Source organism: Sphingobium sp. LB126, from assembly GCF_002795205.1.
Lineage (GTDB): Bacteria > Pseudomonadota > Alphaproteobacteria > Sphingomonadales > Sphingomonadaceae > Sphingobium > Sphingobium chungbukense.
In genome coordinates this window covers 145,214-167,714 of record NZ_NETV01000001.1, presented here as the reverse complement: position 1 = coordinate 167,714, position 22,501 = coordinate 145,214, and the positions used below count along the sequence as shown (strand labels likewise).

General features: G+C 63.7%; 25 protein-coding genes and 1 tRNA gene. 9 read left to right on the top strand and 17 right to left on the bottom strand.

Translation table 11 applies throughout. The features are described from left to right. Positions 1 to 3: 3 nt before the first annotated feature. The 6 genes from purC to CAF53_RS27450 form a co-directional block, all read right to left on the bottom strand. Complete coding sequence (gene purC / locus CAF53_RS00825) at positions 4 to 786, bottom strand: phosphoribosylaminoimidazolesuccinocarboxamide synthase (RefSeq protein WP_046763085.1); 783 nt, start codon at positions 784 to 786, stop codon at positions 4 to 6. 138 nt (positions 787 to 924) lie between these two features. After that, positions 925 to 1,053 carry a hypothetical protein gene (locus tag CAF53_RS28995; RefSeq protein ID WP_269748631.1) on the bottom strand — a complete coding sequence of 43 codons (129 nt, stop codon included), beginning with the start codon at positions 1,051 to 1,053 and terminating at the stop codon, positions 925 to 927. Positions 1,054 to 1,098: 45 nt separating this feature from the next. Continuing rightward, positions 1,099 to 2,502 (bottom strand): alpha,alpha-trehalose-phosphate synthase (UDP-forming), encoded by a 1,404-nt coding sequence (gene otsA, locus CAF53_RS00820; RefSeq protein ID WP_100238639.1) that lies wholly within the window; start codon positions 2,500 to 2,502, stop codon positions 1,099 to 1,101. 25 nt (positions 2,503 to 2,527) lie between these two features. Next, entirely contained in the window at positions 2,528 to 4,306 is a 1,779-nt protein-coding gene (locus CAF53_RS00815; protein ID WP_277949204.1) for a glycoside hydrolase family 15 protein, read from the bottom strand. 100 nt (positions 4,307 to 4,406) lie between these two features. After that, a complete protein-coding gene (otsB, locus tag CAF53_RS00810) occupies positions 4,407 to 5,171 on the bottom strand; it encodes a trehalose-phosphatase (RefSeq protein WP_100236995.1) in 765 nt (254 codons plus the stop codon). Positions 5,172 to 5,241: 70 nt separating this feature from the next. Continuing rightward, positions 5,242 to 5,391 (bottom strand): hypothetical protein, encoded by a 150-nt coding sequence (locus CAF53_RS27450; protein WP_197707323.1) that lies wholly within the window; start codon positions 5,389 to 5,391, stop codon positions 5,242 to 5,244. A 131-nt stretch (positions 5,392 to 5,522) separates the two neighbouring features. Here CAF53_RS27450 and CAF53_RS00805 point away from each other — a divergent pair, with 131 nt between their 5' ends. From CAF53_RS00805 to CAF53_RS00795, 3 genes are all read left to right on the top strand, one after another. Further along, positions 5,523 to 6,443 (top strand): LysR substrate-binding domain-containing protein, encoded by a 921-nt coding sequence (locus CAF53_RS00805; RefSeq protein WP_197707322.1) that lies wholly within the window; start codon positions 5,523 to 5,525, stop codon positions 6,441 to 6,443. A gap of 42 nt (positions 6,444 to 6,485) precedes the next feature. Beyond that, the gene (gene parC, locus CAF53_RS00800; protein ID WP_100236994.1) at positions 6,486 to 8,774 is read left to right on the top strand and encodes a DNA topoisomerase IV subunit A; all 2,289 of its coding nucleotides are present in this window, start codon (positions 6,486 to 6,488) and stop codon (positions 8,772 to 8,774) included. 85 nt (positions 8,775 to 8,859) lie between these two features. Beyond that, positions 8,860 to 10,611 carry a bifunctional diguanylate cyclase/phosphodiesterase gene (locus CAF53_RS00795; protein ID WP_100236993.1) on the top strand — a complete coding sequence of 584 codons (1,752 nt, stop codon included), beginning with the start codon at positions 8,860 to 8,862 and terminating at the stop codon, positions 10,609 to 10,611. On the opposite strand, the gene CAF53_RS00790 is transcribed toward CAF53_RS00795, so the two are convergent. Genes CAF53_RS00790 through CAF53_RS00775 form a run of 4 tightly spaced genes read right to left on the bottom strand, consistent with a single transcriptional unit; the run spans position 10,575 to position 13,505 of the window. Beyond that, positions 10,575 to 11,786, bottom strand: a complete 1,212-nt coding sequence (locus CAF53_RS00790; protein ID WP_100236992.1) for a CCA tRNA nucleotidyltransferase — start codon at positions 11,784 to 11,786, stop codon at positions 10,575 to 10,577. The two genes, CAF53_RS00795 and CAF53_RS00790, sit on opposite strands and share 37 nt — an antisense overlap. Then, entirely contained in the window at positions 11,767 to 12,378 is a 612-nt protein-coding gene (locus CAF53_RS00785) for a CoA pyrophosphatase (protein ID WP_046763080.1), read from the bottom strand. The genes CAF53_RS00790 and CAF53_RS00785 overlap by 20 nt, the downstream gene beginning before the upstream one ends. Continuing rightward, complete coding sequence (locus CAF53_RS00780) at positions 12,375 to 12,941, bottom strand: DUF1285 domain-containing protein (RefSeq protein ID WP_046763079.1); 567 nt, start codon at positions 12,939 to 12,941, stop codon at positions 12,375 to 12,377. The genes CAF53_RS00785 and CAF53_RS00780 overlap by 4 nt, the downstream gene beginning before the upstream one ends. Positions 12,942 to 12,986: 45 nt before the next feature. Beyond that, positions 12,987 to 13,505, bottom strand: a complete 519-nt coding sequence (locus CAF53_RS00775) for an N-acetyltransferase (RefSeq protein WP_100236991.1) — start codon at positions 13,503 to 13,505, stop codon at positions 12,987 to 12,989. A gap of 141 nt (positions 13,506 to 13,646) precedes the next feature. On the opposite strand from CAF53_RS00775, the gene CAF53_RS00770 reads away from it, so the two are divergent. Next, a complete protein-coding gene (locus CAF53_RS00770; protein ID WP_100236990.1) occupies positions 13,647 to 14,030 on the top strand; it encodes a dihydroneopterin aldolase in 384 nt (127 codons plus the stop codon). A 116-nt stretch (positions 14,031 to 14,146) separates the two neighbouring features. Here the strand turns inward: CAF53_RS00770 and CAF53_RS00765 are convergent, their stop codons facing one another. Further along, positions 14,147 to 15,091, bottom strand: coding sequence for a 2-oxoglutarate and iron-dependent oxygenase domain-containing protein (locus tag CAF53_RS00765; protein WP_100238637.1), 945 nt, complete (start codon positions 15,089 to 15,091; stop codon positions 14,147 to 14,149). 104 nt (positions 15,092 to 15,195) lie between these two features. Between CAF53_RS00765 and CAF53_RS00760 the strand changes: the two genes are divergently transcribed. After that, entirely contained in the window at positions 15,196 to 15,603 is a 408-nt protein-coding gene (locus tag CAF53_RS00760) for an EVE domain-containing protein (RefSeq protein WP_046763076.1), read from the top strand. 134 nt (positions 15,604 to 15,737) lie between these two features. After that, a complete protein-coding gene (locus tag CAF53_RS00755; RefSeq protein ID WP_232307485.1) occupies positions 15,738 to 16,028 on the top strand; it encodes a hypothetical protein in 291 nt (96 codons plus the stop codon). 70 nt (positions 16,029 to 16,098) lie between these two features. On the opposite strand, the gene CAF53_RS00750 is transcribed toward CAF53_RS00755, so the two are convergent. Next, positions 16,099 to 16,401 carry a glycine zipper 2TM domain-containing protein gene (locus CAF53_RS00750; protein WP_046763074.1) on the bottom strand — a complete coding sequence of 101 codons (303 nt, stop codon included), beginning with the start codon at positions 16,399 to 16,401 and terminating at the stop codon, positions 16,099 to 16,101. Positions 16,402 to 16,522: 121 nt separating this feature from the next. Between CAF53_RS00750 and CAF53_RS00745 the strand changes: the two genes are divergently transcribed. Further along, a complete protein-coding gene (locus CAF53_RS00745; RefSeq protein ID WP_100236989.1) occupies positions 16,523 to 16,963 on the top strand; it encodes a cupin domain-containing protein in 441 nt (146 codons plus the stop codon). A 470-nt stretch (positions 16,964 to 17,433) separates the two neighbouring features. Here CAF53_RS00745 and CAF53_RS00740 read toward each other — a convergent pair whose 3' ends face one another. The 5 genes from CAF53_RS00740 to CAF53_RS00720 all read right to left on the bottom strand — a co-directional run bounded on the left by CAF53_RS00740 (position 17,434) and on the right by CAF53_RS00720 (position 21,344). Then, a complete protein-coding gene (locus CAF53_RS00740; RefSeq protein ID WP_046763072.1) occupies positions 17,434 to 17,814 on the bottom strand; it encodes a YkvA family protein in 381 nt (126 codons plus the stop codon). Positions 17,815 to 17,862: 48 nt separating this feature from the next. After that, a tRNA-Thr gene (locus tag CAF53_RS00735) sits at positions 17,863 to 17,937 on the bottom strand. A gap of 29 nt (positions 17,938 to 17,966) precedes the next feature. Then, positions 17,967 to 18,827, bottom strand: a complete 861-nt coding sequence (locus CAF53_RS00730) for a hypothetical protein (RefSeq protein ID WP_100236988.1) — start codon at positions 18,825 to 18,827, stop codon at positions 17,967 to 17,969. Then, the gene (locus tag CAF53_RS00725) at positions 18,824 to 20,137 is read right to left on the bottom strand and encodes a replication-associated recombination protein A (RefSeq protein ID WP_046763070.1); all 1,314 of its coding nucleotides are present in this window, start codon (positions 20,135 to 20,137) and stop codon (positions 18,824 to 18,826) included. The genes CAF53_RS00730 and CAF53_RS00725 overlap by 4 nt, the downstream gene beginning before the upstream one ends. 28 nt (positions 20,138 to 20,165) lie before the next feature. Beyond that, entirely contained in the window at positions 20,166 to 21,344 is a 1,179-nt protein-coding gene (locus CAF53_RS00720; protein WP_100236987.1) for a glycosyltransferase family 1 protein, read from the bottom strand. A 123-nt stretch (positions 21,345 to 21,467) separates the two neighbouring features. On the opposite strand from CAF53_RS00720, the gene CAF53_RS00715 reads away from it, so the two are divergent. Together CAF53_RS00715 and CAF53_RS00710 are read left to right on the top strand one after the other, a co-directional pair. Then, on the top strand, positions 21,468 to 21,686 hold the full coding sequence (locus CAF53_RS00715; RefSeq protein ID WP_100236986.1) for a DUF2945 domain-containing protein: 219 nt from the start codon (positions 21,468 to 21,470) through the stop codon (positions 21,684 to 21,686). Between the two features lie 57 nt (positions 21,687 to 21,743). Next, positions 21,744 to 22,394, top strand: a complete 651-nt coding sequence (locus tag CAF53_RS00710; RefSeq protein ID WP_100236985.1) for an MOSC domain-containing protein — start codon at positions 21,744 to 21,746, stop codon at positions 22,392 to 22,394. Positions 22,395 to 22,501: the final 107 nt, after the last annotated feature.

Here is a 22,501-nt window from a genome sequence, read left to right as displayed (position 1 = left end):
CCGTCAATCCTTGCCGCGCTTCTTGCGGTGGGTGTCGAGGTCGAGAACGGTGGTGTCCGCGCCTTCGGGCATGAGACCGAGGCGGCGGGCGACTTCCTGATAAGCCTCGACTTCGCCGCCCAGGTCGCGGCGGAAACGGTCCTTGTCCAGCTTCTCGCCGGTCGCCATGTCCCACAGGCGGCAACCGTCCGGGCTGATCTCGTCGGCCAGGATGATGCGGCTATATTCGCCGTCCCACAGCCGGCCGAATTCCAGCTTGAAGTCAATGAGGCGGATGCCGATGCCCGCGAACAGGCCGCACATGAAGTCGTTGATGCGGATCGCCATGTCGGCGATGTCGTGCATCTCGTCCTGGTTGGCCCAGCCGAAGCAGGCGATATGCTCTTCGGACACCAGCGGGTCGCCCAACGCATCGTCCTTGTAGCAATATTCGATGAGCGTGCGGGGTAGTTGCGTACCTTCCTCGATCCCCAGCTTCTTGCTGAGCGAACCGGCGGCGACGTTGCGCACGACGACCTCGATCGGCACGATCTCGACCTGGCGGACGAGCTGTTCGCGCATGTTGAGGCGGCGGATGAAGTGGGTCGGCACGCCGATCTGGCCGAGCAGGGTGAAGATATGCTCGGAAATGCGGTTGTTGAGGACGCCCTTGCCAGAGATCGTGCCCTTCTTCTGGGCGTTGAAGGCGGTAGCGTCATCCTTGAAATATTGGATGATCGTGCCCGGTTCGGGGCCTTCATAAAGGATCTTTGCCTTGCCTTCGTAGATCTGGCGGCGACGGGCCATGCGCGGTTCCTGTCTTCCCAAGAAAGAAATGTGCCCCGGCAAACGCGAATCGGAAAGGATCAGCGGGTGCCGGGGCTGCTTGGGCTGGCCCTTAGACCAAAAGGGGCGGGGGTGCAAATGGATGGCGGAAGCGCCGGGCTACAGCACGTCCTTGAACATGAACCAGACCATCACCAGCCAGGCCGCCAACCCGATCACGCCGAAAATCACCCCTGAACGGGCACGGAGGGCGGCGATCGGGCCGCGCGGTTCATCCTCATCTTCCATGATGAGGCCATGGTAACGGCGGGCGACGGAAAGGGAAGCCCGGTCTTATGCCGGCTCCGCCTGCGGTTTCTTCTCGTCATTGCGATCCACCGCCATCAGCCGGGACGTGAAGCTTTCCCGCCACCAACTGATGTCCTGCGCCTCGACGCAGTCCATCATCGCGCGCCAACGCCGCTTGCGCTCGTCGAGCGGCATGGACAAGGCGCGGTTGATGGCGTCGGACATTTCTTCGGGACTATAGGGATTGATGAGCAGCGCGTCCTTGAGCTGCATGGCCGCGCCAGCGAAGCGCGACAGGATGAGGACGCCTGGGTCCTCCGGCGATTGCGCCGCGACATATTCCTTGGCGACCAGGTTCATGCCGTCGCGCAGCGGTGTGACCAGTCCGATCCGCGCGGCGCGATAGATGCCCGCCAGCTTGTCGCGCGGATAACCCTGGTTGACGTAACGGATCGGGGTCCAGTCGACATCGCTATATTCGCCGTTGATACGGCCTGCGATCGCATCCAGCGTGGCGCGGATCTGCTGGTAGCTCTCCACCTCGCCGCGTGAAGGCGGTGCGATCTGGGTCAGCACGACATTGCGATGCTGTTCGGGATGGTCCTTCAGGAAGCGGGCATAGCCGTTGAACCGCTCCTCCAGCCCCTTGCTATAGTCGAGCCGATCGACGCCGACGATCATCGAGCGGTCCTGAAGCGACCGGCGGACCTTCTCATACATGTCCTTGGCCGGGTCGCTGACCGCGGCATTGGCGAATTCCTGCGCGTTGATGCCGATCGGGCAGGCGACCGCCTGGATCGTCCGATCGCCCAGCGTCACATAGTCGCCGTCGACGCTGCCGCCCATTTCGCGCTCAATATAATGGCGGAAGGATTCCAGCCATTCCTCCGTATGGAACCCGACCACATCATAGGCGAACAGCGTCTGCACCAGCTTGCTGTGGTGGGGCAACGATACCAGCAGGCGCGTCGGCGGCCAGGGGATGTGCAGAAAGAAACCCATCCGGTTCTGATGCCCCCGGTCGCGCAGCATCTGACCCAGGGGAATCATGTGATAATCCTGAACCCAGATGACATCTTCCGGCTCGATCAGCGGGCTGGTGGTGTCGGCGAAACGCTGGTTGACGCGATTATAACCACCCTCGAAATCGCGTTCATATTCGGCCAGGTCTATGCGGAAGTGAAACAGCGGCCAGAGCGTCTTGTTCGCATAGCCATTATAATATTCGTCGACATCCTGTTCTTCCAGATCGATGGTGGCCGTCTTGACGCCATCATCCTCGGCAAATCCGATCTGGCCGGTGAAATTTTCCGTGACCTCGCCCGACCAGCCGACCCAGATGCCCCGGCTTTCGCGCAGCGCCTGCGACAGCGCCACGGCCAGGCCGCCCTGGGCACCCGTCTTGCTGGGGCGGCTGACCCGGTTGGAAATGACTATCAGCCGGCTCATGCGAAGCACCTCCACGCCAAGCAATTCATCGCATCACGCTCCATGGTTTGCTCAAGAGCACGGCGCAGTTGATGATGCCGACCAATGAGTAGGTTTGGGGATAGTTCCCCCATAATTCCCCGCTGACCGGGTCGATGTCTTCGGACAGCAGACCAGCGGCGGTGCGGCGGGAGAGCATTTCCTCGAACAGGGAACGGGCTTCTTCGGTGCGACCCGTGCGGTGCAATGCCTCGATCAGCCAGAAGGTGCAGACATTGAAGGCGGTGACCGGCTCCCCGAAATCGTCCGGTGTGCTGTATCGGAGCATGTTGTTGCCGCGCCGCAGGTCCTTCTCCAGCGCTTTCAGCGTTCCCACGAACATGGGATTGTCGGCGGTCAGGAAACGCAGGTCGAGCAGCTGGAGCAGTGATGCATCGCGGGCGTCATCCTCGAAGGTGGCGGAGATGGCGTTGCTGCCGGACCGCCAGGCCGATTGCAGGATGCGGGCCTTCATCAGTTCTGCCCGTTCGTGCCAATAGGTCTCCCTTTCGGCCAGGCCCATGGCGGCGGCGGCATGGGACAGCCGATCACAGGCCGCCCAGCACATGACCGCGCTGTAGCTGTGGACATGGGCGCGGGTACGCAATTCCCACAGGCCCGCGTCGGGCTGGTCATAGACCTGCCAGGCGCGTTCGCCCACCACCTCCAGCGCTTCAAAATCCGATAGGCCTGCCATGCGCAGCAGGCGTTGATCTATGAAGCCCTGGACGGAGGACAGGACGATCTGGCCATAAGCGTCGTGCTGGACCTGGGAATAGGCGGCATTGCCGACACGCACCGGCCCCATGCCGCGATAGCCGGGCAGGCAGGCGGCTTCGCGTTCCTCCAGCGTGGCATTGCCGCGTACGTCGTAGAGTGGCTGGATATGCCCCCCTCTGGCACCGTCGACGATATTGCGGAGATAGACGAGGTAGCTTTCCAGCACGTCGAGGGCGCCCAGCCGGTTGAGTGCCTCGACCGTGTAGTAAGCGTCCCTGATCCAGCAGTAGCGATAGTCCCAGTTCCGTCCCGAATCCGCATGTTCGGGGATGCTGGTGGTCAGCGCCGCGACGATCGCGCCGGTTTCCTCATGCTGGCAGAGCTTGAGCGTGATGGCGGAGCGGATGACGGCCTCTTGCCATTCGGCGGGTATGGCGAGGCCGCGCACCCAGACCTGCCATTCATGGATCGTGTCGTCCAGCATCCGCTCGACAGCGGGGCGCAGGGCATCGGAAAAACTCTCATCCGGTCCCATGAAGAAATGCATGTCATGTTCCAGACGGAACCAGCTTTCCTGGGATATGAGGCCGATGGGCGCATTGGTCGACACGCGCATCGCCATATAGGACAGAACCAGCCGGATATGGTTGGAGCCGTAGCTGATCGGCACCTTTTCCGAATGCCAACTGGTCGTGGGGCGCAGCCGGACGCGGATGCGCGGGCTGCCCGCCACGGGGCGTACCACCCGGGCGAAGGCGACGGGGCGGTACATGCGCCCTTGATGCTTATGGCGTGGGCAGAAATCGTAGAACTCGACGGCATTGCCCTGCGCATCGGTCTGGCGCGTAACCAGGACCGGGGTGTTGCGCACATAATACTGCTCGATCTTCGCGCAATTTTCCAGTTCGATCGCCCAGAAACCACGCGCATCCGGGGCTTCCCAAGCCTCATCGTCGAGGAGGGCGGAAAAAACCGGGTCGCCGTCCACGCGCGGGACGCAGGCCCAGACCATGCGGCCGGCACGATCGATCAGCGCGGAGGCCTGGCAATTGCCGATCGGCCACAGGTCGAGCGTGCGCTCATTCCCGGCGGGAATTTCTTTCTTCTGCGTGGTGATCGGTCAATCCCCCTTGTTCGTGCACGACAGAGGACGCCGGACCATCCGATCAGCCGGTCGCAGCGACCCCCTGCGCAAGATAATGCCTGACGGCGGCAACCTGTTCCAAAGAGAATGCGGCGAGCGTCGGTCTGGGCACGCCGACCAGAATGCCCGCGCCGCCCAGTTCGCGCGCCGCGGCAAAACCTTCCTCATCCGTGATATCGTCGCCGATGAAGACCGGTGTGCCGCCGGCCATGGGCCGGCGTTGCATGAGGGCCTGGACGGCGCTGCCCTTGTCGGCGCCGCCGGGACGCAATTCGTAAAGCATCTTGCCGGGTTGCACAGCCAGTCCGAGTTGTTCCGCCAATGCCGTGGCCAGGTCGCCGGCGGCCGTGCCCCATTGCGGGGCTCCACGGAAATGAAGGCCGACGCTGATCGTCTTGCGTTCGACCAGGACGCCGGACTTGCCCGCGGCGAAGGTCTGGAAGGCGGCTTCCGCCTCGTTGATGGCGGGCAGGCGGGCGGGTGCTTCGACGGGGGCGTCCGGCTCCGCGAATTCCAGGCCGTGCGTTCCCGCAAGCAGAAAGGCCGCAAAACCGAGGTCGCGCAGCGTTGCCACCGAACGACCGCTGACGATGGCCAGGCGCCCGTCCAGGCGATCGCGAAGCTGGCCGAGCAGGACGAGCAATTCTTCGTCCACGACCACCCCGTCCGGCGTATCCGCAATGGGAGCGAGCGTGCCGTCGAAATCGAGGAACAGCGCCGCCCCCTTCAAGAGCGCGGGTGGCGGAACGGGTAGATCGGGAAGAGGGGAAAGATGGGAATCGGGCACGGGCGCAAAGTGGCGGATGCCGTGGATTGTGCAAGTCCCCTCGATTGCGCCTCGTCGCTTTTCCGGGACTTCATCGCCGTTGCTCTGCCCATGGCGCGGACCAGGCGATGCGGTGAAGGGTGCAGAAGGGCTGCATGATGGCGGCGAGGATGCCGAAGGGTCGTTCATGACTTTCGGCGTGGAATTGCTGGCGCAGACGAGCATCGTCAGACGAACGCATGACGGGGTCCTTTTTCCATGAATGTAATCGCGAATTGATTGTCGTTTCGCTGTTATGCTTTTGCCGTGTTTCCGTAGCGGATGCCAATAAAAGGCTGGACGAGACATATAAGGCTGGCTTATGAAAAGCGCATGAGCCAGCTGCCCCCGCTTTCCGCCGTTCGCGTGTTCGAGGCCGCGGCAAGGCTGGAGAATTTCACCGCCGCCGCGCAGGAATTGGGGATGACGCAGGCGGCCGTCAGTTATCAGGTGAAGTTGCTGGAGGAGCGGCTGGGCCTCAGCCTGTTCCAACGGGCGGGGCGCAAGGTGGCGCTGACCGACAAGGGGCGGGAGATCGCGTCCGTCCTCACCCGTGCCTTCGACCAGATGCGGCAGGGTTTCGCTGCGCTGACGCAGGATCATTCCACGGTGCTGACGATCAGTTGTTCCAGCAGTTTCGCCCATCTCTGGCTGGCGCCGCGGATCGGGGCGTTCCAGATGCGGCAGCCGGGGCTGGCGGTCAGGATCGATGCGACCGACCGGGTGGTGGATTTCGCCCGCGACGGCGTGGATGTCGCGGTGCGGGGCGGGCAGGGCGACTGGCCGGGCGTCGAGGCGAAGCTGCTCACCCATAACCGGCTGGCGCCGCTGTGCAGTCCGGGCTGGCTGGCCGAAAATGGACCGATCGACGATGCGCGGGCGCTTCATGCCATGCTGCGCCTCTCGCCCGACGACATGTGGTGGCATGAATGGTTTGCCGCGATGGCGGTGGAGGGCGATGGCGACGCGCTGCCACCGGGGATCGCGCTCGATTCCCAGGTGATGGAGGGGCGCGCGGCCATGGCGGGGCAGGGCGTCGCCATCGTCAACCTGTTCCTCTGGAAGGCGGAGGTCGAGGCGGGCCTGCTGGTGGAAGCGGTGCCATCCTATGTACGGGAACGGGCAAGCTATTGGGTGGCCTATCCGCCCCATGCGCGCAACACGCCCAAGGTGAAGGCCTTTCGCGACTGGATCAGCGCCGAGTTCGCGCGGGAAATCGCGGCCGATCCGGACGGGCGTTACCTGCCGCGCTAAACTTCGTTTCCGTTTTGTCGCGGCGCTGCTATTCCGATCCCGATGACCGATTTTCGCGACCCGTTCGACGCTATCAAGGATCACCCGTTCGACGATGCGCTGTCCCAGCGCTATCTCGTCTATGCGCTGTCGACGATCACGGCGCGATCGCTGCCGGACCTGCGCGACGGGTTGAAACCGGTGCATCGCCGGCTGCTCTGGGCGATGCGGTTGCTGCGGATGGAGCCGGGCGGTGCGTCGCCCGACGTGCTGGTCGCCAATCCGGCGCGCAACACCACCTCCTACAAGAAATGCGCCCGCGTCGTGGGCGACGTCATCGGCAAATACCACCCGCATGGCGACGCGTCGGTCTATGACGCGATGGTGCGCCTGGCGCAGGATTTCTCGCTGCGCACGCCGCTGGTCGACGGGCAGGGCAATTTCGGCAATATCGACGGCGATAATGCGGCGGCGATGCGCTATACCGAGGCGCGGCTGACGCAGGCGGCCGCCGACCTGATGGCGGGGCTGGACGAGGGCACCGTCGAATTCCGCCCGACCTATAATGGCGAGGACCAGGAGCCGGAGGTTTTCCCCGGCCTGTTCCCCAACCTGCTGGCCAACGGCGCCAGCGGCATCGCGGTCGGCATGGCGACCAGCATCCCGCCGCATAATGTGTCGGAACTGATCGATGCGGCCAGCCTGCTGATCGACAATCCCGATGCCGAACATGCCGACCTGATGCAGATCGTGCGTGGGCCGGACTTTCCTACCGGCGGCGTCCTGGTGGACAGTCCTTCCATTATTTCAGAGGCTTATGCGACGGGGCGGGGATCGTTTCGAACCCGCGCGCGCTGGCACAAGGAGGATGGCGGACGCGGCACCTGGGTCGCGGTGGTCACCCAAATCCCCTTCCAGGTGCAGAAATCCAAGCTGATCGAGCAGATCGCGGCGCTGATCAACGACAAGAAGCTGCCGATCCTGGCCGATGTGCGCGACGAGAGCGATGAACTCATCCGCATCGTCATCGAACCGCGCGCCCGCACTGTCGATCCCGATGTGCTGATGGACAGCCTGTTCCGGCTGACCGATCTGGAAAACCGTTTCCCGCTGAACCTGAACGTGCTGGACGCGACGCGCACGCCACGGGTGTTGGGCCTCAAGACGGTGCTGGTCGAATGGCTGAAGCACCAGATCGACGTGCTGGTGAAGCGCGCGCAGCACCGGCTGGAGAAGATCGCGGCGCGGCTGGAGCTGCTCGACGGCTATATCATCGCCTATCTGAACCTCGACCGGGTGATCGAGATCATCCGGACCGAGGATGAGCCGAAGGAAGTGATGATGGCCGAATTCGGCCTCAACGACCGGCAGGCCGAGGCGATCCTCAACATGCGGCTGCGCAGCTTGCGCAAGCTGGAGGAAATGGAGCTGCGGCGCGAACATTCGGAATTGCTCAAGGAACGCGACGAGCTGACCAAGCTGGTCGAAAGCCCGGCGCGGCAGCGGACGCGGCTGAAGAAGGATCTGGCGGACCTGCGCAAGCGCTATTCGCCGGAGAGCGAATTCGGCAAGCGGCGCACTCTGGTCGAGGAGGCGGCGCCGGCGCGGGAAATTCCGCTGGAGGCGATGATCGAGAAGGAACCGATCACCGTCATCCTGTCCGAGCGCGGCTGGATCAGGGCGATGAGCGGGCATCGTGACCTTGCTTCGGCCGATACGCTGAAGTTCAAGGAAGGCGACGGTCCGATGATCGCCTTCCACGCGCAGACGACCGACAAGCTGCTGCTGGCGACCGAGACGGGGCGCATCTTCACCCTGGGCGCGGACAAGCTGCCGGGTGGGCGCGGTTTCGGCGATCCGGTGCGGTCGCTGGTCGATATGGACGGGACCGGCAATATCGTTGCCTTGATGCCCGCGCGGACGGGCGGCGAACTGTTGCTGGCGTCGTCGGACGGTCGCGGCTTCGTGGCAGCGGTGGCCGATGTGATCGCCGAAACGCGCAAGGGCAAGCAGGTCGTCAATGTGCGAACGGGCGCGAAGCTGAGCGTCGTGCACCCGATCGCGTCGGAAGCCGATAGCGTCGCGGTGGTGGGCGAGAACCGCAAGCTGCTGGTGTTTTCCCTGATCGAAATGCCGCGCATGGCGCGCGGGCAGGGCGTGCAGATGCAGCGTTATCGCGATGGCGGCCTGTCCGATGCGATCGCCTTCCGCCTGTCCGATGGCCTGAGCTGGACCATGGGTGGCGAGACGGGGCGGACGCGGACGGAGGCGGACATGACGCCATGGCGTGTGGCCCGCGGTGCCGCGGGCCGGATGCCGCCCACCGGATTCCCGCGGGATAACCGTTTCTGATCGGCTGATATTTTATCTATTATGTATCGGAATCGGGAAATGTCGTTTCCCGAATATTTACCGATTGCTCCTATTGCCGGGTCCCATGGAATCCACGTCGATGCGTGATCGGCCCGATGATATGCCGAAAGTCGAGCTCCTGCCCGGGGTCGATGACGCGCATCCCGTGCACCCGGTGACGATGAGCGAGTGGCTGGCCGCCCTGCCTCATCCATCTGCGACATTTTCGTTCGAAAACAATATTTTATCCATCGTTGCTATCAATTCATCTTTTCGCAGATATTTCGATCCGACGATGGATGAGGCTGTGAAGCCGGCCCATGCCGCCGAATGGCGGAACCGCATCGTGCAATATGTCCAGTCGGCGCGTGATTCGGAGAGTTTCGAATTGCGGCGCGACGGCGTTCTGGGGCCGGAATATTTCCATTGCACGCTGGGACGGCTGCCCGAATTGGAAGGGCGGCCGAATCTGTTTCTGTTCACGGCGCTCGACCGGACCAGCGACCGCGCGATCGAGAAGAATCTGCGTCGGGAATTGCTGTCCGATGGTCTGACCGCCCTGCCCAATCGTACGGGTTTCGGTGAGGAGATCGACGACCGGCTGAGGAACACACCCTGGCCCGACAATGCCCAGTTCGGCATCATCGCCATCGATCTCAGCCGGTTCAGCCGGGTCAATGAATCGCTGGGGCCGATGGCGGGCGACGAATTGCTGATCACGGTCGCCAAGCGGCTGAAGTCCAGCCTGCGCCAGGGAGATGTGCTGGCACGCATCGGCGGTAATGATTTTGCGGTTTTTGCTCGTTTGAACAATGGCTTGTCGGATGCTCTTCACATCGTTCAGCGTATTCGCGATTCGCTCAGCTATCCGATTCGGCTGAGCGATCTGCAGATTCGGGTCGATTGCGCGATTGGCTGCGCGCTGTCGCTCAGCCTGTCGGAGGACCCGGACGATGTGGTTCGCAAGGCGCAGGCAGCGGTCAAGATCGCCAAGCGCAGCGGCAAGGTGGAAATCTATCGCAACGGTGTGCTGAAGGAGGCGCAACGGCGTTTTTCCGTGGAAAGCCGTTTGCGCGATGCGCTGGCGCAGGGGGGGCTGACGCTTGCGTTCCAGCCGCTCATTCATTTGCAGACCGGCGAGATCACCGGCTTCGAGGCGTTGGCGCGCTGGAATGACGATGAACTGGGCGATGTGTCGCCCACCGAATTCATCGCGGTGGCCGAAGAAAGCGGCCTGATCACCCCGCTGGGGCGTTGGGCAGCCTATGAGGCGGCACAGGCGCTTAGCCGTTGGGACGCGAAATTCGGACAGCCTCTGCCGGTAGGCGTCAATGTGAACCTGTCGCCCATCCAGATGGCGCGGGATGATGTGGCCTCCATGTTCGAGGAAGCGCTGCGTTATTCGGGGATTTCGGGCAATCGGCTGACCGCCGAACTGACGGAAAGCGCGATCGTCGCCGATCCGGAGAAGGCGAAGAAGCTGCTCTTCGCCCTCAAGGACCTGCACATGCCGATCGCCATGGACGATTTCGGCACCGGCTATTCCAACCTGGCCAGCCTGCACAGCCTGCCGATCGACATATTGAAGATCGACCGCAGTTTCGTCAGTTCGATGCTGGAGGATCGCGACAAGGAGATCATGGTCCGGACCATCCTGTCGCTGGCCGAATCGCTGGGCCTGCATGTCACGGCCGAGGGGATCGAGACGCAGCAACTGGCCCATGCGCTCCAGAATCTGGGCTGCTGGCAGGGGCAGGGCTATTATTTCGCGCGGCCGATGGCGGAGGCGGACGCCTTCGACTATTGGCGTGCGCGCTGGAATTTCGAGACGGTCTGATCCGCGATTTCGGCGAGGCGGATGTCGTCGGGAAAACCCTCCGCCACCCATACGGCCTGAACCTCCGCCAACGCCTTTGCCACATCGGGGCCGGGCTGAAGGCCGCGCGCGATGAGCACGCCACCGCCGAGCGGCAGGCGGGGCGGGGTCCAGTTCTCCAGCATGGCCAAGCCGTCGAGCGGCGCGGCGGGATCGAGCAGAATGCGATCGATGGCCCCCTCCATGCCGATGGTGAAGGCAAGGGCGCGGGGCGGGATGCCTGAGGCCGGAGCTTCCAGCGCGGTTGTCAGGCGTTTGCGGGCCTTGTTGGACAGTTTGAGCCGGGCGCCGACCTGATCGGCGATGCGCGGGTCGCGCGGCAGCAACGCGGCCAGGCGGCGCAGGGCTGAAGGCGCTGTGGCCGATGCGGTTTCGCGGACGATCAGGGTCGAAAGCTGGTCGAGACTGTTCTGGTCGACCTCCGGCATGACCGGCAATAATATCCCGCCGTCGACCATGAGCTGGAGCGAGGCCAGCGGGGCCGCGACGGCCAGCAATTTGAGCAGCTCGTCGGCGATCCTCTCGCGCGACAGTGCCATCAGGCTTTTGGCGGCGGTGCGGCAGGCGGCATAGGCTTCGTCGTCGGGTTGCTCATCGCCGAAGCGGGCGAGGAAGCGGAAATAGCGCAATATGCGCAGATGATCCTCCGCGATGCGGGCGCGGGGGTCGCCGATGAAGCGAACGCGATGGGCCTGGAGGTCGGCCACGCCGTCGAAGAAATCCGTGATTTCGTGAGTGACAGGGTGGGCGTACAGGGCGTTGATGGTGAAATCGCGCCGGGCGGCGTCCTCCCGCCAGTCGCCGGTATAGGCGATGGTCGCCCGGCGGCCGTCGGTGCTGACGTCGCGGCGCAGCGTCGTGATCTCGACCGGCCAGCCATGGATGACGGCGGTGATGGTGCCATGGTCGATGCCGGTGGGGACCGCCTTGATCCCCGCGGTCTTGAGGCGGTCGATGACGGACTGGGGCGTCAGGTCGGTGGCGATGTCGAGATCGCTGACCGGCAGGCCCAGCAGGCCGTCGCGTACGGCGCCGCCGACGAAGCGGGCATGGCCCTCGGCCGCGCCAAGTGCCGCGAGCAGGGCGTCGAGGCCGGGTCGGTGGCGCCAGTCGGCGTCAGGTAGCAAGCTGGTCATGGCCGAGCCTGCGCGACAGATTGGCGAGGATGGCGGCAGTAATCCCCCAGATGCGGCGTCCTTCCCACATGATTTCGTAATAATGCCTTTCAGATCCTTCAAATTCCAATGATTTCTTTATTCTGTTGAGGGGGTCGAGAGCGAAGGCGAGGGGCAGTTCGAACAGTTCGGCAACCTCCGCCTCCTGCGGATGGAGCGGGAGGTCGGGCGGGATCACGCCGAGCACGGGGATGATGTCGAAGCCGGTAAAGGTATGATAGCGGTCCGATGTGCCGATGATGTCGACCATATGAGGAATGAGGCCGATCTCCTCCTGCGCCTCCCGCAGGGCGCCGGCGATTTCATCGGGATCATTGTCGTCGACACGGCCGCCGGGGAAGGCGACCTGGCCTGCATGCTTGCGCAATCTGGCCGAGCGCTGGGTGAGGATGAGGCCGGGTTCGGTGCGGTCGGTGATGGCGACCAGCACGGCGGCCGGAGCCAGGATGAGTTCGCCTTCTATGCGCGGATCACGGGTGTCGGACGGCAGCAGGCCGACTTCGCGCTCATGCCCTTCCTTCAAGGCAATCCGCAGACGATCCGCCAGGGTCATGCCGATCCGTCCAGCGCGAAGAAGGCGCCGTTGCTCCAGAGGCCGATGGGATCGGCGCTTTCGTCCAGCGCGAGGTTCATGAGTTCATAATAGACGCTGCGGGCGATGAGCGCGTCAAGCCCGGCGCGGACGTGGAGATAGGGATGCGGTCCGTCGGGTGTTTCCCGCAGGATGAGGGCGTTGTCGGGGCCGGCGGCGACCAGATCGCCGGTGTTGAGGCGGAAGGCCAGGCTGCGTGTTCGGCCCTCTCCTTCGGTCTTGAGTTCGACCGCGACGAACGGGGCGTCCTCCACCTCGATCGAGAGTTTCTCGACCGGGGTGACGAGGACGTAGCTGCCGTCGGATTCGCGGCGCAGGATGGTCGAGAAGAGGCGGACCATGGCTTCGCGGCCGATGGGGGAGCCCTGATGGAACCAGGTGCCGTCGCGGGCGATGCGCATGTCGCTGTCGCCGCAATGGGCGGGGTTCCAATTTTCGACCGGAGGCAGGCGCTTTTCCGCCAACAGGCGGGCGATGTCGGTCAGGGACAGGCTGGCGAGATCGGGGGGCGGCTCCATCGGCATGAGGTCGAGATAGGATCGCTCGGGCGCGAAGGCAAAAGGGAAATTTCAGGCCCGGATGCTGATGCGGGGGCCGAGCATGCCCAGGCCGCCGATCGGGCGGCCGTCGACCGAAAGGGCGAGCAGGCGGCGCGGCTCGAACGGGCCGGGACAGTTCCAGCCGGCGGTGCCTTCCGCCGAAAAGCCCCAGAAGCGGCCATAATATTCGGGATCGCCGATCATCATCAGCGGGTCGCTTTTCTGCGCGCGGGCGGCGGTGACGACGGCGTCCATCATCGCGCGGCCATGACCGGTGCCCTGCACAGTCGGATCGACGGCCACGGGACCGACCATGATGAGGGGCGTCTGGCTGCCGTCTTCATGGGTGAGGGCGACAGGCCAGCTTTGCAGCGAGCCGATGAGCCTGCCCTTCTCATCCTCGATCCCGAAGGACAGTTCGGGAAGCCAGGGCATATGATCGCGAATCAGATAGGCTGTGCGGCCGTGCCGGTCGGGGCCGAAGGCCGCGTCGAGCAACCGCTCGACGGCGTCCTGCGACATGATGTTGAGGGGCACTATCACAGACACGTCTTGCCGATCCGTCCTCAATGGCGCATGGACGCGCCGAGAGCGGCGGGCTTTAGCGCGTGGCTCGCAAAATAAAAGTCTAAACTGGACCCATCCGCGGCAGACCATGGCCGCAACGACAAGGGCCGAATGTGGCGAGCTATGAACAGCGGATTTGACGATTTTCTGACGTTGGAGGTCAATCATCTGGATGTCGATGTCCTGACCGGCATCTATTCGGAGGAGACGCACCTGCCGCAGCCGCTGCGCATCTCGATCCGTGCGAAGCTGAAGATCGCGGATCATTATGAGCCCGATACGCCGCTGTCGCGGTCCAAAAACTATATGGACCTGAAGCATGCGGCGACCACGGCGCTGCCCGAAGGGCAGCATTTCACGCTGATCGAGGCGGTGGCCGACCATATCATCGAGACGATCTTCCTCCAGGACGACAAGGTCAGCCATGTCGAGGTGAAGATCGTGAAACTCGCCCTGAGTGAAAAGGGCGAGGAGATCGGGATCACCATGGGGCGGGGACGGAGGTAGGTTCCTGATCTCCGGGTGCGCTTCGTTTCGATCGAAGCGCTTCGTGCTCCTGCGCAGGCAGGAGCCCAGTCCCGCCGTTTGAACTGGGCTCCTGCCTGCGCAGGAGCACGGTGAGCCTACCCCTTGATCAGCCCGATTTCCCGCAGCCGTTCCGTCAGATAGTCGTGCGCGGTGATAGGAGCCTCGCGCCTGGGATGCTCCGCGTCCACGCATTGGGACAGGGCATCGATCAGGAAATCCGGACGCAGGTGCAGGAAGAAGGGCATGGAATAGCGTGAATAGCCGCGCCGTTCCGGCGGTGGATTGACGACGCGGTGGCTGGTCGAGGGCAGATGATGGTTGGTCAGCCGCTGGAGCATGTCGCCCACATTGATGGCCAGCGCGCCCGGCGGCGGCACGACCGGCAGCCAGTTGCCGTTGCGGTCCTTGAGCTCCAGCCCGCCTTCCTCCGCACCCAGCAGCAGGGTGATGAGGTTGATGTCCTCATGGGCGCCCGCGCGGATGCCGGGGGCTTCCGCGGAGACCGGCGGGTAATGGAGCAGGCGCAGGATCGAATTGCCGTTCTCGATCGGCTTGTCGAACCAGCGTTCCGGAAGGCCGAGATAGAGCGCGATGGCGGAGAGCAGTTCGGCGCCGACGCGGTCGAACTCCGCATAGAGGCGTCCGAAGGTCTCGCGAAATTCGGGCAGTTCGTCCGGCCATATATTGGGGGGCATGGACTCGCGGAGCGGGTCGCCCTCGGGCAGGTCGCGCCCGACATGCCAGAATTCCTTGAGATCGTTCTCGCTCGCGCCCTTGGCGATCTCCACGCCGAAAGCGGTATAGCCGCGCTGGCCGCCATTATATTTGGCGTCGTAGCGGCGCTTCGCCTGATCTGGCAGGGCGAAGAATTGGCGGGCGAGCGCCCAGCCCTTGTCGATCAGCGCCTGGTCCATGCCATGATCCTTCACCATGGCGAAACCGAAACGCTGGAAGGAACCACCGAAGGCGGCGGAAAAATCGGCCTTCGTCATATGGCCCAGGGACAGGACGGGCACCTGGTCGAGCACCGATTGCGACACTTCATTCTCCAAGATCAACAGGATCGGCCCGGTACGCCATCGGGGCGTCACGCGGACATGCTCCCATCCTTGATCGTCCTCGACGGCTGATGCAAGGAGAAGCCATGAACTACTGGCTGATGAAATCCGAACCCGATGTCTTCTCCTATGACGATCTGGTCGAAAAGGGGAAGGCGGAATGGGATGGGGTGCGCAACCATGCCGCCCAGAACAATATGAAGGCGATGAAGAAAGGCGACCTGTCGATCTTCTATCACAGCAACATCGGGGTCGAGGCCGTCGGCATCATGCAGATCGTCGAGGAAGCGGCCCCCGACAGCACCGACGAGACGGGCAAGTGGATCGCCGTCCATGTGGGGCCGAAGGAAAAGTTCGAAAAGCCGGTGACATTGAAGACGATGAAGGCCGATCCGGCGCTGGCCGAGATGGTGATGATCCGCCAATCGCGCCTGTCCGTGTCCCCGCTGACGGAAGCGGAATTCAAACATATCATATCTTTATCAAAGGCTTGAGAAGGCGGTTGCGGGAAATGCAATCGTTTCGCCTTTGTTTGCGATTGTCGTTTTGCCGCAGTGCACCATAAATCGGTCCCAACAGAAAAGAATATTCCAGAGGTGTTTGATCGGCATTCACAAGGAGTTGACCCATGCGAATGCTGTCCAAGTTTGTCCTGTCCGCCCTGTTGGCCGCTGGTGCCGCGACCGCTCCGGCCCATGCCGAAGAGGCTGCCAAGCAGAAGTTCACGCACGAAGGCTATACCTATGTGTATGACGTCAAGGACACCAAGACCGGCAAGGTGATTTCCGGCCGTCGTTACCCCGACGCCGTCGCCTTCAACCTGTCCGTCAAGAACGGCCGCGTTTCGGGCGTTTCGGGTGGCCAGGCCGTGACCTTCAAGGTCGAGGATGCCCGCGGCGCGGCAACCTCCGCCGAATAAGCTTTTCGGAAGCTTCAGTTAAAAAAGGGCGGCTCCCGACCGGGAAGCCGCCCTTTTTTCATTTCTTGTGTTAGCGGCAGCGACGCTTGCTGTCGATTTCCTTGCCGAGCAGCGCGCCGCCCGCGGCGCCCAGGATCGTGCCGGTGGCGCGATCGCCACGCGTATCGATGGCGCGGCCCACCAGGGCGCCGCCGACGCCGCCGACGATCAGGCCGGTGGTTCCGTCGGACTTGCGGCAATAGGTGCGGCCGTCGCGACCGCGCCATTCGCGATATTCATAATGGCGGCGGGCATTCGCGCCGTCCGTGGGAACAGCCATCGAAACGGGGATGGCCAGGGAAACGGCGGCCAGGGCCATAAGGGTCTTGCGCATTTTATCTCCTCCAAAAGACGTGCTTTGGTCGTTCAACTCGCCCATATTGATCGAGGTTGCATGAACCTGTGACAACGACACATCCTATTGTTTTTGAATAGATAAAATTTGAGGTGAAGCGATGATCGGACAGGATGAAGCGGCGGCAAGGGCGTTGATCCGGTCTCTCGACCTGTCACCCCATCCGGAAGGGGGATGGTATCGGGAGACCTGGCGGGCGGACGCCGGGCCGGGCACGCGCGCATCCGGAACGGCGATCTATTTCCTGCTGGAAGCGCACCAGCAGTCGCATTGGCATCGGGTCGACGCCGACGAGCATTGGTTCTGGCACGCCGGTGCGCCGCTGATCCTTTCCGTCGCCGAAGAGGGCGGTCCGGTGCGGGAGTGGCTGCTGGGCGGTGATGTGATCGCCGGGCAGCGGCCCCAGGGGCTGGTCCCGGCACATCATTGGCAAGCGGCGCGCCCCATGGGAGGCTGGACCCTCGTAAGTTGCACCGTGGTCCCCGGCTTTGAATTTTCGGGTTTTACGCTGGCGCCGGAGGGGTGGTCGCCGGCCGACTGAACCTCATGGAAAAATTATCCACATTTATCCACAGCTTTAGGGGGAGGCCGTCTTAGGAGGGCAAGATTCCGCTTTGAGCGACTCGCTTTTGGTGAGAGCATTCTCTTATCGGAAAGGACGGGAGACAGAGAAATCTGGATGCCAAAGTCAGTGAGAAATCAGTGACTTGAAGAACTTTTCGAGCGTCGGGAAAGAAGCATGGACCGGAAGGAAAATGCGGAAATCCGATGGTTCTCAATAGACGATGCCGTGCACGCGCGAAAGTGAACGTCGGGTATCGAATAGAGAGGACAGGCTGCGGGAGAACGGCCGACCGGCCGGGCAAACGGAGCCGACACGATAGCAAAGCCTTTGAGGCGGACCTATCGCGCGCCGAGTCCGATGATCGCATCTTGAAAGAGAAGCGGATCGAGAGACACGACGGAAGTGGGGACCGGCAGAAATGCCGGCCCCCATTTTGCGTTGGGGCGTCAGGCGAAGCGGCGCAGTGCCCAAAGGCCGACCAGAAGCGTCAGGCCCAGCCACAGCAGGACGATCAGCGTCATGGCGATCCGGCTTTTCGGCCGGTCCGTCATGTCCTGCGCTTGCGTGCGGAAATCGGCCATCAACGCGGGCGGGATGAGGTGGATCGCCAGCATGATGCCCAGGGGAAGGACGATCAGGTCGTCCAGATAGCCCAGGATCGGGACAAAGTCCGGGATAAGGTCGACCGGGCTGAGCGCATAGCCCGCGACGCCGGCGGCGACGAGTTTGGCGGTCAGGGGCGTGCGGCTGGCGCGGGCGGCGATCCACAGCGCGATGATGTCGACCTTCAGTTCCCGCGCCCAGCTTTTCAGGCGTTGAAGTGCCATGCTGTGACTTTAGGGGAAGATCACCCTGCTGCAAATATGGGAAACGCATGGTGCCGGATGAGGGGATCGAACCCCCGACCTTCGGTTTACAAAACCGCTGCACTACCGCTGTGCTAATCCGGCCCATCATTCTGGTGGGGAGCGCCTTACTATCAGATGATGCCGAACGTCCAGCCCTCTGTTGCCGCGATTTTTTCATCGAGGGGCGCGGGGTTCCACAGGCTGGGGCGCGGCGCGGCGCGGCGGAGCCAGGCGGCGGTGAGGATCGCGTCCGCGCCGTGATCGTCCGGCGGCAGGCCGACATGCGGTTGTGATTCGACCGCGATCAGGGCGTCGTTCAGCGCCGCGAGGTCGCGCATCTTCGCCTTGCCCTTGGGCCGGCCGGCGGCGCGGGCGGCTATGCTGGTGTAGATTTCGACGACCAGCGAGCCGGTTTTGGGCGGCGGGTCGAAGGGCCAGACCGGGACATGGGTGTGGACATGATGGAGCAGGCGCATTCCCGCGAAACTCGCCTTGGCGACCTGCGCCGCGCCGATCGCGTCATAGACGGTGGAGGGTTTGCCGCCGCCCTGCGCATTGTAATGGCCTTCGCAGGCGCGGTTGTGCATATAGTCGGCCTTGATGCCGTCCGCCTTGCCGAAATAGAAATGACGGCGATGGGTATGTTCCAGCAGGCTGGCGGCGCCCAGATCCTCATCCTGGCAGACGCTGTCGACATAGGCCCAGAAGGCGGGGCCGGCGGTCGGCACTTCGTCGCCGGGAAGGTAGCTCTGCCGTGCGATATAGGGCGGGGCAAAGCTGAAATCGAAGCCGAAGAGGGTGTGCGCTTCGCGCGCGGTCCGGATCAGCCAGTCCGCGACGGCGCGGCGCGACCAGAAGCCGCCGCCCTTCGGTTGCTGGAGCGTGGGAACTGCGTCTCCGGCTTCGCAAAGGGCGACGGCTATGCCCTTGTGGCGCGAACCCTTGGCGCCGGACCAATCGATGACGGCGTAGCGGGTGAAGCGCGGCGTCATTTCCCGCTGCGTTCGGCTCTCAGGCGGTCCCAATAGGCCAGACGTTCGGCGATGCGCGCTTCGAAACCGCGTTCGGTGGGAGAATAGAAGGTCTGGGGTTGCATCTCCTGCGGCCAGTAATCGTCGCCGGAAAAGCCTTCGGCAGCGTCATGGTCGTACTGATAGCCTTTGCCATAGCCGATCGTCTTCATGAGCTTGGTCGGAGCGTTCAGGATATTCTGCGGCGGCATCAGCGAGCCCGTCTCGCGGGCGGATTTCCAGGCGGACTTCATGGCGCTGTAGGCGGCGTTGGATTTGGGCGCGGTGGCGCAGTAGAGGCAGGCCTGGACGATGGCGAGTTCGCCTTCGGGAGAGCCGAGAAATTCATATGTATCCTTGGCGGCGAGGCATTGGACGACGGCTTGCGGGTCGGCGAGGCCGATATCCTCCACGGCGAAGCGGACAAGGCGGCGCAGGACGTAAAGCGGCTCCTCGCCCGCCGTCAGCATGCGGGCGAGATAATAGAGTGCCGCCTGAGGATCCGAGCCGCGCAGGCTTTTGTGAAGCGCGGAGATGAGGTTGTAATGGCCCTCCCGATCCTTGTCGTACACCGCGACGCGGCGGTGCAGCAGGGCGGAAAGGCCCGCCGGATCGAGCGGTTCGGGAATGTCGATGGAATAGAGGGTTTCGACCTGGTTGAGCAGGAAGCGGCCGTCGCCGTCCGCGCTGGCGAGCAGGGCTTCGCGGGCGGCCGGGTCGAGTGGCAGGGGGCGGCCGGTCAGGGCTTCGGCGCGGTCGAGCAATTGTTCGAGGGCGCTCGCATCCAACCGGCGCAGGATCAGCACCTGCGCGCGGGAAAGAAGCGCGGCATTGAGTTCGAAACTGGGATTCTCCGTGGTCGCGCCGACCAGGGTGACGGTACCGTCCTCTACGAAAGGCAGGAAACTGTCCTGCTGGGCGCGGTTGAAGCGGTGGATTTCATCCACGAAGAGCAGGGTCTTCTCGCCACGCCGGGCATGTTCCCTGGCAGTGGCGAAGACCTTCTTGAGGTCCGCGACGCCGGAGAAGACGGCGGAGATCGGCTCGAAGCGCATGCCCACGGCATCCGCGAGCAGGCGGGCAATGGTGGTCTTGCCCGTGCCCGGCGGGCCCCAGAGGATGATCGAGGAAAGGCGTCCTGCCGCGACCATGCGGCCGATCGCGCCTTCGGGACCGGTCAGATGATCCTGCCCGACGACGTCGGCCAGCGCGTGCGGGCGCAGCTTGTCCGCGAGCGGGGCATCGGCCGGGGTGGATGCAGGCAGGTCGTCGGGAGCGAAAAGGTCAGCCATCACCCGCGATATAGGGTTGGATTTGCTTTCAGGGAACAGGACTCGAGCGCACGATCGCGCCATGTTCGCGCTGGCGGATCACGCGCACATAGGTGTCGACCAGTGCCTGGTTCACCTGATCCCAGCCATAATGATCCGCCTCCGCCATGGCTGCTGCCCCGGCGGCGGCGCGGGCGGCCGGGTTGGTGCAATAGGCGGTCAGTGCGTCGGCGAAGGCGGTGATCGCGCCGGGGCGGATAAGGCGGCCGGTGACGCCTTCGGAGACCAGGCTTTCGCTGCCGGTGGCGCGGGCGGCGACGGTGGGGAGGCCGCAGGCCATGGCCTCCAGCGTCACATTGCCGAAGGTTTCGGTGACGCTGGGGTTGAACAGCATATCCATGCTGGCGACCGCGCGGCCGAGATCGGGGCCTTTCTGGAAACCGGTGAAGACGGCGTTCGGCAGGCGGTTCTCGAACCATTCCCGCGCGGGGCCTTCGCCGACGATCAACACCTTGTGGCGTACATTCTTCGCGGTCAGATGGTCGATCGTGTCGGAAAAGACGTCGAGGCCCTTTTCCATCACCAGCCGGCCGATGAAGCCGATCACCGGTTCGTCATCCGCTATGCCGAGCGACTGGCGCCAGTTCGTGTCGCGGCGGCCTGGATTGAAGATGTCCCGGTCTATGCCGCGGGTCCAGATGCCGACATCATAGCTCATCCGCTGTTCCCGCAGCAGTTGCGCCATCGAATCGGACGGTGCGACGATGGCGTCGCAGCGGCGGTAGAAGCGGCGGAGCAGCGATTCGATCGCCGGCTCCAGAAAGGCGAGGCCGTAATAGCGCGGATAGGTTTCGAAGCGCGTATGGACCGATGCGACGGCGGGAAGGCCGTGTTTGCGTGCCCAGGCAACGGCGCGATGGCCAAGCGGATCGGGGCTGGAAACATGGACCAGATTGGGGCGAAACGCAGCGAGGTCGCGGCGCACGGCGCCCGACATACGGTAGGGAATCCTGTATTCGCGGCGGCCAGGGACGGAAATCGAAGGCGCGCTGACAAGATCGCCGGTCGGTTCGAACGCCGGGGTGTCGGTGGTGGCGGAATAGATGCGTACGGCCGCACCCTGCCGCAGCAGATAGCCGACGAAGCGATTGAGCGCTTGGTTCGCGCCATCGCGGACATAATTGTAATTGCCGCTGAAGAGCGCGACGCGAAGGCCCTTAACATCCATCCGCCGCCCTTAACGCAGACAATCGCAAAACCCAAGGGAACCGCGAAGCTATTCGGGATTTTTGCGTATCGGCAGCAATGATGGCCGGCCGGTGCGGTTGTTCCCTACAGGAGAGAATGCTTGATGACCGAAAGCTTTCGCAAAGGAGCGAGGGTCAAATGGAATTGGGGGCAGGGCGTCGGCCGCGGAAGGGTCGCGGAACGGTTCGACCGGCATGTCGAACGGACCATTGAGGGTGCGCTGATCCGTCGCAACGGGTCCAGCCGCAATCCGGCCTATCTGGTGACGACCGACAGCGGCAGCGAGGTGCTGAAGCTGGAGTCCGAATTGTCCCCGGCCTGAAGCCGCTTTCATTCCACTGGACTTGGTCAATGGCCCGCCTTCGTGGCAAGGGAGGTCATGACCATGATATCCATGACCGTCGATGCCTTGCTGACCGGCACGCCCGTCCCCTTTCGCGATGGGGACTATAGCGCCATCGCCAAGAAACCGGTCGAAGGGCCGGTGCGGATCGGCTGGCTCGGCCTTGCGGGCGATGCGGTGGCGGACAGCCTGCACCATGGCGGCTGGGACAAAGCCATCCATCTCTATCCGCAGGATCATTATGCCTGGTGGCGCGAGCGGAAACCGGGGCATCCGCTGCTCGATGCGCCGGGGGCCTTTGGCGAGAATATCGCATCACGCGGAATGACCGAGGAGGAGATTTGCCTGGGCGATCGCTTCTCCCTGGGCAGCGCGGTGGTCGAGGTGAGCCATGGGCGGCAGCCCTGCTGGAAGCTCGACCATCGCTTCGGCGGGCGGGATGTCATGGCGACGATCGTGAAGACGGCGCGGTGCGGCATTTATGTTCGCGTGGTCCGCGAGGGTGAGGCGGAGGCCGGGATGCGGATGGACCTGTTGGAGCGGCCCTTGCCGGAGTGGCCGATCGCGCGGGTGTTCCGGTTGCTGATCGGGGGCGGGCACAAGGGCGAGCCGGATGCGGTGCGCGCGCTGGCCGGGATGTCCGTGCTGGCCGAGGCCTGGCGGGACCGGGCGCGGAAGTTGGCCTGATCGGTCGACGGGTTTCGACCATTTCTTGCCGCTGGGGATCAGCTTCGCCGCCCCCAATTGCAGCCATTCATAGGGCAGATTATAGGGATAAGGTGCGGCTCGAAAGG

Coding starts and splice junctions, on each gene's coding strand:
- CAF53_RS00785 (WP_046763080.1), bottom strand. CDS start 12,378: ATGACCCTGGCGGATCGTCTGCGGATTGCCTTGAAGGAAGGGCATGAG.
- CAF53_RS00790 (WP_100236992.1), bottom strand. CDS start 11,786: ATGACCAGCTTGCTACCTGACGCCGACTGGCGCCACCGACCCGGCCTC.
- CAF53_RS00715 (WP_100236986.1), top strand. CDS start 21,468: ATGACCGAAAGCTTTCGCAAAGGAGCGAGGGTCAAATGGAATTGGGGG.
- parC (WP_100236994.1), top strand. CDS start 6,486: ATGACCGATTTTCGCGACCCGTTCGACGCTATCAAGGATCACCCGTTC.
- CAF53_RS00740 (WP_046763072.1), bottom strand. CDS start 17,814: ATGGCACTTCAACGCCTGAAAAGCTGGGCGCGGGAACTGAAGGTCGAC.
- CAF53_RS00720 (WP_100236987.1), bottom strand. CDS start 21,344: ATGGATGTTAAGGGCCTTCGCGTCGCGCTCTTCAGCGGCAATTACAAT.
- CAF53_RS00710 (WP_100236985.1), top strand. CDS start 21,744: ATGACCATGATATCCATGACCGTCGATGCCTTGCTGACCGGCACGCCC.
- CAF53_RS00805 (WP_197707322.1), top strand. CDS start 5,523: ATGAGCCAGCTGCCCCCGCTTTCCGCCGTTCGCGTGTTCGAGGCCGCG.
- otsA (WP_100238639.1), bottom strand. CDS start 2,502: ATGAGCCGGCTGATAGTCATTTCCAACCGGGTCAGCCGCCCCAGCAAG.
- CAF53_RS00755 (WP_232307485.1), top strand. CDS start 15,738: ATGCGAATGCTGTCCAAGTTTGTCCTGTCCGCCCTGTTGGCCGCTGGT.
- CAF53_RS28995 (WP_269748631.1), bottom strand. CDS start 1,053: ATGGAAGATGAGGATGAACCGCGCGGCCCGATCGCCGCCCTCCGTGCC.
- CAF53_RS00795 (WP_100236993.1), top strand. CDS start 8,860: ATGGAATCCACGTCGATGCGTGATCGGCCCGATGATATGCCGAAAGTC.
- CAF53_RS00750 (WP_046763074.1), bottom strand. CDS start 16,401: ATGCGCAAGACCCTTATGGCCCTGGCCGCCGTTTCCCTGGCCATCCCC.
- CAF53_RS27450 (WP_197707323.1), bottom strand. CDS start 5,391: ATGCGTTCGTCTGACGATGCTCGTCTGCGCCAGCAATTCCACGCCGAA.
- CAF53_RS00725 (WP_046763070.1), bottom strand. CDS start 20,137: ATGGCTGACCTTTTCGCTCCCGACGACCTGCCTGCATCCACCCCGGCC.
- purC (WP_046763085.1), bottom strand. CDS start 786: ATGGCCCGTCGCCGCCAGATCTACGAAGGCAAGGCAAAGATCCTTTAT.
- CAF53_RS00730 (WP_100236988.1), bottom strand. CDS start 18,827: ATGACGCCGCGCTTCACCCGCTACGCCGTCATCGATTGGTCCGGCGCC.
- CAF53_RS00780 (WP_046763079.1), bottom strand. CDS start 12,941: ATGCCGATGGAGCCGCCCCCCGATCTCGCCAGCCTGTCCCTGACCGAC.
- CAF53_RS00760 (WP_046763076.1), top strand. CDS start 15,196: ATGAACTACTGGCTGATGAAATCCGAACCCGATGTCTTCTCCTATGAC.
- CAF53_RS00770 (WP_100236990.1), top strand. CDS start 13,647: ATGAACAGCGGATTTGACGATTTTCTGACGTTGGAGGTCAATCATCTG.
- CAF53_RS00745 (WP_100236989.1), top strand. CDS start 16,523: ATGATCGGACAGGATGAAGCGGCGGCAAGGGCGTTGATCCGGTCTCTC.